We start from the raw sequence: 6,800 nt of genomic DNA, 5'->3' as shown, positions 1-6,800 counted from the left end.
CCGGGCGTCCGCTCGGCGGCGGTCGCGAGGGCCGACTCGGGCAGCGGCGCCGACAGGATCGCGGCGATCTCCGGCCGCGGCACCGACTGCGGCGCACAGATCCCGCCGACGTCCTTGGCCCGTACGGCCTTGGTGATCCAGATCCGGTCCAGCACGCGCCGCTCGTCGGCCTCGGCGACCAGGTCCTCGGACTGGTTGTAGTCGCCGTCGGCGGCCTGCACGGCCCACAGGTGTACGGCGACGCCGTGCTCCTTGGCGGCCATCATGCCCGGCAGCAGATCCCCGTCACCGGTCACGAGGACCACGTCGGAGCAGGCGCGGTTGCGGGCCAGTTCGGTCAGTTCGGCGTGCATGGCCGCGTCCACGCCCTTCTGGGCCCATCGCCCGTCACTGCGGGTCAGCGCGCCGAGCCGGACGGTCACCCGGGGCATCACGCGCAGCCTGCGGTGCTCGGGCTGCGGGACACGGTCGGGAGCGCCGTCGAACCAGTAGATGCGCAGCAGCGGCCGCTCGGTGTCGGCCTCGGCGCGCTCGCGCAGCCCCTGGATGAGGGCGGCGTGATCGACGGTGATGCGGGAGCGGGAAGGTTCCCCGGCGAGGAGGCTGGCGGCCGCGCCGAGCAGATACCCGGCGTCCACCAGGACGATGCAGCGGTCCACGCGGTCCACCCTCTTTCCGGGAGGTTTGCTTCGGGCTTCCTTCGAGTCTGCCCGACCGCGCGAAGGTTAACGGCCGGAACTCGATCTTCGGCGTGGCGTCTTCACCGCCAGCCTCCTCCAACGCGGCACCCGCGTCGATGTGTCACCGCACGCGCTCCGGCAACTCTCGTCACGGACGGTGATTTTCCGAAATGCGCGCGTTATCATGTTATGTGAGTCTGGTCGCGGCCCTGGCCCCTAGATCCCCCACAGGAGGCAGATCCCCATGGCCAAGAACAAGAAGCAGGACCGTAAGCAGCCGCAGTCCGAGCGTGGTCAGCAGGAGGCCCAGCAGTCCTCGCTGGAGTCGCAGGCCGAGCAGCGCGCGACCCAGGTGACCCCCGGCGACATGGCCCGCAAGGGTCGGCAGAAGCGCTTCGGTCACAACTGACATCCGCAGGACGGGCTGTTGCAGCCCGGGTACACGGAAGGGCGCGTCCGGAACACCGGATGCGCCCTTCGCTCGTTCACGCCCGCCGAGGCCGCCGACGCCGCCGCTCAGCCGGCCAGGCAGGACGGGCCGAGCAGCACCTTCAGGTCGCCGAACAGGGCCGGGTCCGGCTTCACCCGGTGCCGGTCGAGGCGCAGCACGGTCGTCTTGGTCGGACCCTGGAGCCTGATCCGGACCTCGCTGTCGCCCTTGTGATGGCTGAGGATCTCACCGAGCCGGCTGACCATGGGCGGGGTGACGCGGGTGGCCGGGATGGTGAGGATCACCGGCGCGTTGGTGCCCGCGTTCGACAGGTCGGGGACCTGCATCTCCATCGCGACCAGCCGCGGCACCTCCTCGCGCTTGTCGAGGCGGCCCTTCACGAACACCACCGCGTCCTCGACGAGTTGGGTCGAGACGAGCTGGTAGGACGCCGGGAAGAACATGCACTCGATGGAACCGGCGAGGTCCTCCACGGTGGCGATGGCCCAGGCGTTGCCCTGCTTGGTCATCTTGCGCTGGAGGCCCGAGATGATGCCGCCGATGGTGACGACCGCGCCGTCGCCGTGCTCACCGCCGGTGAGCTGGGCGATGCCCGCGTCGGCCTTGTCGGAGAGCACGTGCTCCAGACCGAAGAGGGGGTGGTCGGAGACGTAGAGACCGAGCATCTCCCGCTCCTGGGCGAGGAGATAGGTCTTCTCCCACTCGTCGGTGGTGAACTCGACGTCGAGTCCGAAGCCCGGCTCGGTGTTCTCCTCCTCGCCCATGCCGCCGAAGAGGTCGAACTGGCCCTCGGCCTCCTTGCGCTTGACCGCAACCACGTTGTCGATCATCGAGTCGAAGTGCGCGGTGAGGCCCTTGCGGGTGTGCCCCATCGTGTCGAACGCGCCCGCCTTGATCAGCGACTCCGTGGTGCGCTTGTTGCAGGCGACCGCCTCGACCTTGTCGAGGTAGTCGGGGAACGAGGCGTACTTCCCCTTGGCCTTGCGGCTGCGGATGATCGACTCGACCACGTTGGTGCCGACGTTGCGAACGGCTTCGAGGCCGAAGAGGATGACGTCGTCGCCCTGGGCGGCGAAGTTGTGCTCGGACTCGTTGACGTTCGGCGGGAGCACCTTGATGCGCATGCGCCGGCACTCGTTGAGGTAGACCGCCGACTTGTCCTTGTCGTCCTTGACCGAGGTGAGCAGTGCGGCCATGTACTCGGCCGGGTAGTTCGCCTTCAGATAGCCGGTCCAGTAGGAGACGAGTCCGTACGCGGCGGAGTGGGCCTTGTTGAAGGCGTAGCCGGCGAAGGGGACCAGGACGTCCCACAGGGCCTGGATGGCTTCGTCGCTGTAGCCGTTCTTCCGGGCGCCCGCCTGGAAGAGGACGAAGTTCTTCGCCAGTTCGTCGGGCTTCTTCTTGCCCATCACGCGGCGCAGGATGTCGGCCTCGCCGAGCGAGTAACCGGCGATGATCTGGGCGGCCTTCTGCACCTGCTCCTGGTAGACGATCAGGCCGTAGGTGACCGCGAGGACCTCTTCGAGCGGCGCCTCCAGCTCCTTGTGGATCGGCGTGATCTCCTGGCGCTTGTTCTTGCGCTCCGCGTAGTTGATGTGCGAGTTCATGCCCATCGGGCCCGGCCGGTAGAGGGCCGAGACGGCGGAGATGTCCTCGAAGTTGTCGGGCTGCATCTGGCGGAGCAGCGAGCGCATGGGGCCGCCGTCGAACTGGAAGACGCCGAGGGTGTCACCGCGGCAGAGCAGTTCGAAGGTCTTGGGGTCGTCCAGCGGGAGGGCGAGCATCTCCAGGTCGATGCCCTTGTTGGCCTTCACCATCTTGATGGCGTCGTCCATGATCGTGAGGTTGCGCAGGCCCAGGAAGTCCATCTTCAGCAGGCCGAGCGACTCGCACTGCGGGTAGTCCCACTGGGTGATGGTCACACCGTCGGTGTGCCGCACCCAGATCGGGGCGTGGTCGACGATGGGCTCGCTGGACATGATCACGCCGGCCGCGTGCACACCCATCTGCCGGACCAGGCCCTCGACGCCCTTGGCGGTGTCGATGACCTTCTTGACGTCCGGTTCGTTCTCGTACATTCCCCGGATCTCGCCCGCCTCGCTGTAGCGCGGGTGGGAGGGGTCGGTGATGCCGTTGAGGTCGATGCCCTTGCCGAGGACGTCGGCGGGCATCGCCTTGGTGAGCCGGTCGCCCATCGCGTACGGGTAGCCCAGCACACGCGCGGAGTCCTTGATGGCGTTCTTCGCCTTGATCTTGCCGTACGTGCCGATCATGGCGACCTTGTCGGCGCCGTACTTCTCGGTGACGTACCTGATCACCTCGACGCGCCTGCGCTCGTCGAAGTCGATGTCGACATCGGGCATGGAGACGCGCTCGGGGTTGAGGAACCGCTCGAAGATCAGACCGTGCGGGATCGGGTCGAGGTCGGTGATGCCCATGGCGTACGCGACGATCGACCCGGCGGCGGAACCACGGCCGGGGCCGACCGCGATGCCCTGCTTCTTGGCCCACATGATGAAGTCGGCGACGACGAGGAAGTACCCCGGGAACCCCATCTGGATGATGACGTCCATCTCGTACTCGGCCTGCTTCTGGCGGTCGTCGGGGACGTCGCCGTTGAAGCGGCGCTCCATGCCGCGCCGGACCTCCTCCTGGAACCAGGTGACCTCGGTGAAGCCGTCGGGGATGTCGAACTTCGGCATGAGGTTCTTGGCCTCGAACATGCCGCTGGTGTCGATCTGTTCGGCGACCAGCAGGGTGTTGGCGCAGCCCTCCTGCCAGGCGTCCGAGGAGTCGACGGCGTACATCTCGTCGGTGGACTTCAGGTAGTAGCCGGTGCCGTCGAACTTGAAGCGGTCCGGGTCGGAGAGGTTCTTGCCGGTCTGGATGCACAGCAGGGCGTCGTGCGCGGTGGCCTCGTGCGCGTACGTGTAGTGCGAGTCGTTCGTGACCAGCGGCGGGATGCCGAGCTTCTTGCCGACGCGGAGCAGGTCCTCACGGACCCGGTGCTCGATGTCGATGCCGTGGTCCATCAGCTCCAGGAAGTAGCGGTCCTTGCCGAAGATGTCCTGGTACTCGGAGGCCGCCTTCACCGCCTCGTCGAACTGGCCGAGGCGCAGTCGGGTCTGGAGCTCACCGGAGGGGCATCCGGTGGAGGCGATGAGCCCCTCGGACCACTGGGAGATGGTCTCCTTGTCCATCCGGGGCCACTTCTGCAGCCAGCCCTCGGCGTACGCGTCCGAGGAGAGCTTGAAGAGGTTGTGCAGGCCCGTCCTGTTCGCCGCCCAGATCGTCTTGTGCGTGTAACCACCCGAACCGGACACGTCGTCGCGCTTCTGGTGCGGCTGGCCCCACTGGATCTTGCGCTTGTTGCGCCGGGACTCGGGGGCGACGTACGCCTCGATGCCGATGATCGGGGTGACACCGGCCTTCTTGGCGGTGTGGAAGAAGTCGTAGGCCCCGTGGAGGTTGCCGTGGTCGGACATGGCGATGTGGCTCATGCCCATCTCGTTGCACGCGTTGAACATGTCCTTGAGCCGCGCGGCACCGTCCAGCAGCGAGTACTGGGTGTGGACGTGCAGGTGCGTGAACGGCGGCTTTGACACGGCTTCGGCCTCCAAGGGACACAGGGGAAACAAGCGTGAACGACTTCCCCACGGGCTGCGGACAGTCTGGGGGACAGCGTCGAAGTCTATGCCTCGGCACTGACACCGCGAGGGGAGTCCCCCGTACCTTTCGGGGAGGAGTCGCGGGCACTTGCGCGCGCCTTCGCACGTTGAGAAGTCGACCCACCCGTGATCCACCAGGAGGCACCCAGCGATGTCGGTTCCGCAGCTCAACGACGAGCGACGCGGCGAGGAGATCCTCGCCGTCTTCGACACCGCCTTCGGCCAGCTCCTGGCCGCCGACCCGGCCGCGTTCCGCGTGAAGTTCCGGAAGATGGCGGCCTCGGCCTTCGCGTTCTACCGGGGTACGGCGTGCCTGTTCTACAAGGATCTGGACGAGGAGAAGGCGTCCGGTCCGTATCTGGACGAGCGCACCTCGCGCGTGTGGATCCACGGCGACCTGCACGCGGAGAACTTCGGCACGTACATGGACTCCACGGGCCGCCTGATCTTCAACGTGAACGACTTCGACGAGGCGTACGTCGCCCCCTTCACCTGGGACCTGCAGCGCTTCGCCGCCTCCGTGGCGCTCATCGGGTACGCGAAGGCGCTCGGTGACGAGCAGATCACCGAGCTGGTGGAGACGTACGCGGCCGCCTACCGCGAGCGGATCCACGCCATAGCGGCCGGCGCCAAGCGGGACGAGGTGCCTCCGTTCACGCTGGACACCGCCCAGGGCCCGCTCCTCGACGCGCTGCGCGACGCCCGCTCGCTGACCCGCTTCGGGCTGCTGGACTCGATGACGGAGATCCGTGACTTCGAGCGCCGCTTCGCGCCGGGCGGCGGCTCCATCGAGCTGGACGCGGCGACCCGCTACAAGGTGCTGGCCGCCTTCGACGGCTATCTGGAGACGCTCCCGGAGTCCTCGCTGACCCGCCCGGACTCGTACCGGGTGAAGGACGTCGTCGGCCGCCGGGGCATCGGGATCGGCTCGGCGGGCCTGCCGTCGTACAACATCCTGCTGGAGGGGCAGAGCGACGCGCTGGAGAACGACGTCGTGATCTACATCAAGCAGGCCCAGACCCCGGCCGTCTCCCGCCATGTCACCGACCAGCGGATCCGTGACTACTTCGAGCACGAGGGCCACCGCACGGTGATCTCCCAGCGGGCTCTGCAGGCCCACGCCGACCCGTGGCTGGGCTGGACCGAGCTGGACGGCGCCGGACAGCTGGTCGCCGAGGTGTCGCCGTACGCGGTGGACCTGGACTGGAGCGACATCGACGACCTGGAGGAGATCGCGGCGGTCGTCGCCGACCTCGGCCGGGCCACGGCCACGATGCACGCGGCGGCGGACGACCTGACCGGGCAGTCCCTGGTGCCGTTCTCCACGGAGCGGGCCATCGACGCGGCGATCGCGGCCGACGAGGAGGGTTTCGCGCCCCTCCTGGTGGACTTCGCGCACGCGTACGGCGCACGCGCGCGTACGGACCACCAGATCTTCGTCGACCTCTTCCGCAACGGCCGGATCCCCGGCCTGCGGAACCACTGACCCACTGAACCACTGACCCACTGAACCACTGAGCGGCCCCGCGAACCCCGCCCCACAGGCCCACCACCACCCAGAAATGAGGCATCGCACACTCACAGGGACCTTTTAGCGGTCCCTTACGGGTGTACGTGGGACACTCTCCAACGCCATGGACATATCCGGGACCCACTTCAGAGCCGTACGCGCGGCGCTGTTCACGGCGGTCGTCGTGACGCTCAGCACCGCGTCGCACGTGCTGCTGTCCGGGGTCCCGCTCCCGCTCACCACCGTCGCCGCGATCACCGCCGCCGTCTTCCTCGTGGCCTACGCGCTGGCCGGCCGCGAGCGCGGCTTCGGGCGGATCGCCGGTGTGCTGATCCCACTGGAACTGGCCGCCGACACGGTGTTCACCACGGGTCAGCACGCCTGCTACGGCGAGGCGGGCGGACCCGTCACCGGTCCGCTGCGCCAGGTCGGCCTCGACATGCTGTGCGGCGGCGGCAGCGTCGGCGCGCCGCTGGCGCGCGTCACCGGCA

The 6,800-nt window shown here is 68.0% G+C and carries 4 protein-coding genes and 1 pseudogene; 3 read left to right on the top strand and 2 right to left on the bottom strand.

Annotated elements, in window-relative coordinates; genetic code table 11:
- Window positions 1–659: NYN domain-containing protein (locus AWZ10_RS20580; RefSeq protein WP_159058311.1), on the bottom strand; the 659-nt coding region annotated here is incomplete at its 3' end.
- Between the two features lie 265 nt (window positions 660–924).
- Between AWZ10_RS20580 and AWZ10_RS52420 the strand changes: the two genes are divergently transcribed.
- The gene (locus AWZ10_RS52420; RefSeq protein WP_086755445.1) at window positions 925–1,089 is read left to right on the top strand and encodes a hypothetical protein; all 165 of its coding nucleotides are present in this window, start codon (window positions 925–927) and stop codon (window positions 1,087–1,089) included.
- A 107-nt stretch (window positions 1,090–1,196) separates the two neighbouring features.
- On the opposite strand, the gene dnaE is transcribed toward AWZ10_RS52420, so the two are convergent.
- The gene (gene dnaE / locus AWZ10_RS20575; protein ID WP_060891769.1) at window positions 1,197–4,736 is read right to left on the bottom strand and encodes a DNA polymerase III subunit alpha; all 3,540 of its coding nucleotides are present in this window, start codon (window positions 4,734–4,736) and stop codon (window positions 1,197–1,199) included.
- A gap of 214 nt (window positions 4,737–4,950) precedes the next feature.
- On the opposite strand from dnaE, the gene AWZ10_RS20570 reads away from it, so the two are divergent.
- Together AWZ10_RS20570 and AWZ10_RS20565 are read left to right on the top strand one after the other, a co-directional pair.
- A complete protein-coding gene (locus tag AWZ10_RS20570; RefSeq protein ID WP_060891768.1) occupies window positions 4,951–6,285 on the top strand; it encodes a DUF2252 domain-containing protein in 1,335 nt (444 codons plus the stop codon).
- 148 nt (window positions 6,286–6,433) lie between these two features.
- A pseudogene (locus AWZ10_RS20565) lies at window positions 6,434–6,800 on the top strand (hypothetical protein); the annotation flags it as partial.

Source organism: Streptomyces europaeiscabiei (genome assembly GCF_001550375.1).
Lineage (GTDB): Bacteria > Actinomycetota > Actinomycetes > Streptomycetales > Streptomycetaceae > Streptomyces > Streptomyces europaeiscabiei.
This window is presented reverse-complemented; position numbering and strand designations above follow the sequence as displayed.

Coding starts and splice junctions, on each gene's coding strand:
- AWZ10_RS20570 (WP_060891768.1), top strand. CDS start 4,951: ATGTCGGTTCCGCAGCTCAACGACGAGCGACGCGGCGAGGAGATCCTC.
- AWZ10_RS52420 (WP_086755445.1), top strand. CDS start 925: ATGGCCAAGAACAAGAAGCAGGACCGTAAGCAGCCGCAGTCCGAGCGT.